The organism is Mesorhizobium sp. M8A.F.Ca.ET.021.01.1.1, assembly GCF_003998025.1.
In the GTDB taxonomy this organism is placed as follows: Bacteria; Pseudomonadota; Alphaproteobacteria; order Rhizobiales; family Rhizobiaceae; genus Mesorhizobium.
The window spans coordinates 1-2,399 of the sequence record NZ_RZSJ01000758.1 but is presented as its reverse complement, the minus strand read 5'-3'; the positions used below and the strand labels follow the sequence as shown (position 1 = coordinate 2,399).

Genomic DNA, 2,399 nt, shown 5'->3' with positions numbered 1-2,399 from the left:
GCACCGAGCCGACCGAAACGGTGGAGACGAAGCGCCGGTTGGTGCCGGCGAGTGCGGTGCCGGATTCGCGCGAGGGATCCTCCAGCACCACGATGCGGGTGATGAAGCTCTGCGCGGTGGCGCGGTGCTTTTCGATCGCCGCTTCCGGAATGGTGGTCAGGCCGGTGTCCATGGTCAGCTCCTTATCGGGATTACTTTCCCGGCTTCCGCAGAACGATCCTGCGCCTGACGCGCTGCGTCCAGATAGATGTCCAAAGTCTGATCCAGCCTTTCGAAAAGCAGCTTGTCGAAAGCAATGTGCCCGCCGCCGCTCTGGTCGATCTCAAGCGCTGCAATGTAATCGGGGCGATCTTCCGGGCGGATCGCTACCGGCGGGTATCCACCGCGTGCCAACACCAGATTCATCAAAAGGCGTGCTGTACGTCCGTTGCCGTCGTTGAACGGGTGAATGGCGACAAAGCGCCGATGAGCCTCGAAGGCAGTTCGTGGTGTGCTTGGCGCTGCGCTCAACCAGCGGCAAAAAACCTCCATCAGCGCTGGAATCTCCACGGGGGCGGGAAAATTGAATACGCCGACATTCGTATTCACGTAACGAGCGCTGTCGGCGTATTGGCCGGCTATCTCCGGCTTGGAATTCGCCACGACCAGATGATGAAGATTGCGGATGTCCGCCTCCATGATCGGATGGTCGTCCTTTGAAGCGATTTCGAGTACCCAACTCAATGCGCGCGCGTGGTCGATTGCCTCGAGGTGATCCTTGAGCGGCTTGCCACTGATCGTGATGCCTTTTTCCAGAACGAGGGCTGTCTCGCCCGCCGTCAGTGTATTTCCCTCGATCGCGTTCGACGTGTACGTTATGTCGATACGCTGGCTGTGTTCCAAGCCTTCCAGGGCGCCGGGCCGAACTCTCCTCTTGAGCGCATCGAGCTGCCGCTTCTTGCCGGATATTTTAGCTGCGGCGGTCATTGCTGGCGCCTCGGTGCTGTGTGGTTTTCAATGACGCAAAGCAGGTTCCTAGACATCCGATATCACCTGTCCATTCGACAGGATGTGAACCTTGTAGCCGGCAAAAATCTTCTGTGCTTCGCCGGCGGCGTAGAGCGCCTGGTAGGCCTCGTGCGGGATCAGCGCGTGGTTTTCGTAGCTCGATACGCCTTGGCGCGCGGCCTCCAGGTCGTCGGTGTTGATGAAGAATTCCTGCGTCGTCTTCTCGCTGGAGAATAGGCCCCTGCGGCCGGGCTTCTCGCCCTTGGAGTAGACCTCCTGGATGGTCCAGGTCAAAAGCCAGGCGTTTTCCGGCTTGCGCACCTTGGCCAGCACTTCCGTCACCGTCGAATTGTTGTCGGTAATGCCTGCCGAATAGAAGGGGCCGAGCACCACGCGCCTCAACTGCTTGGGGTGCAGTGGCTCGAAATCCTTGTCGAGGTTGACCGCGATGGTCGCCGGCGACAGCGTATAGGCCGAATTCTTCTCGGTGAAATCGTCGAAGCGGTGGGCAAGCTCGGGGTTGAGCAAGCCGTCGACCGGCAGCGGAATGTCGACCTTGTCGTTGAGCTTGCCGCTCCGGTCGACAAGCTGGCTGACCATGCTTTCCGAGGAATCCTCCACCGTCACCATGTAGATCAAGGGCAAGTTGGCGCTGCCGTCGAAGGTCGCCCAGTGGACCAGATAATAAGGCCGCGCCGTCTTCGGATTGACCGACACCTTGGCTGTCTGCGCCAGCGTGAACGGACCGAAGGTCTCTTCGCTCTTGACGTCCTCGAGATAGAGCCGCTCGGCCATCGTTTTCTGCAGCGCCTCGGGGAACGCCTTGTGGCGCAGGATGAAGTCGGCCATCTCCTCGCGCAGTTCGCCGGCCAGCGGGATGTTGGCAAGGCGTGCATCAGCCTGCCGGCGGTCGTTCTCCAGTTCGAGCAGGTTCTGGAACACCGGGAAACCGCTTTCGGCGCGCGAAATGCGGAACGTGTCCATGAAGCCCAGCCGATTGCGCCAGCAGGAGAAGGACTTGTCGAGCCGGGCGATGTATTCGGCAACGATCCTGGCGACGATGCCGTGCCGGTAGAGCGGCGAGCGGTCGTCGCGCATGAACACTTCAAGGCCGCTAAGCGCGGCCGTGATTGCCGAGAAATACCGCGCCGCAGCGTCGTTTTCGGGGGTCATGCTGTCAGCCCTGGGATTGTCGCACCGGTGCGCGCGGCAATTATGACTGCACGTAGTTGGCCGAATTGTGCTTCTTCAGCACCTCGTCGAAGCGGCGGGCGAAGGCATCGTCGGCCAGCTTCTTGCGGCGCTGGATGTCGGCGCTGGCCACCATGTTCTTCTCGTGCATCTCCAGCAGGTCACCAATGTGCTTCTGCGAGGCGGCGCCGATGCCGGCCATGGTTTCCTCGGCGGTGTTG

2 protein-coding genes and 1 pseudogene are annotated in these 2,399 nt (G+C 60.8%); all 3 read right to left on the bottom strand.

Annotation, left to right across the window (positions count from 1 at the left end; translation table 11 throughout):
- Positions 1-174: 174 nt before the first annotated feature.
- Complete coding sequence (locus EOA36_RS33405; protein ID WP_127281006.1) at positions 175-966, bottom strand: Fic family protein; 792 nt, start codon at positions 964-966, stop codon at positions 175-177.
- Between the two features lie 48 nt (positions 967-1,014).
- Positions 1,015-2,160 (bottom strand): hypothetical protein, encoded by a 1,146-nt coding sequence (locus EOA36_RS33400; protein WP_127281005.1) that lies wholly within the window; start codon positions 2,158-2,160, stop codon positions 1,015-1,017.
- A 40-nt stretch (positions 2,161-2,200) separates the two neighbouring features.
- Positions 2,201-2,399, bottom strand: a pseudogene (locus EOA36_RS33395) (hypothetical protein); the annotation flags it as partial.

Coding starts and splice junctions, on each gene's coding strand:
- EOA36_RS33405 (WP_127281006.1), bottom strand. CDS start 966: ATGACCGCCGCAGCTAAAATATCCGGCAAGAAGCGGCAGCTCGATGCG.
- EOA36_RS33400 (WP_127281005.1), bottom strand. CDS start 2,160: ATGACCCCCGAAAACGACGCTGCGGCGCGGTATTTCTCGGCAATCACG.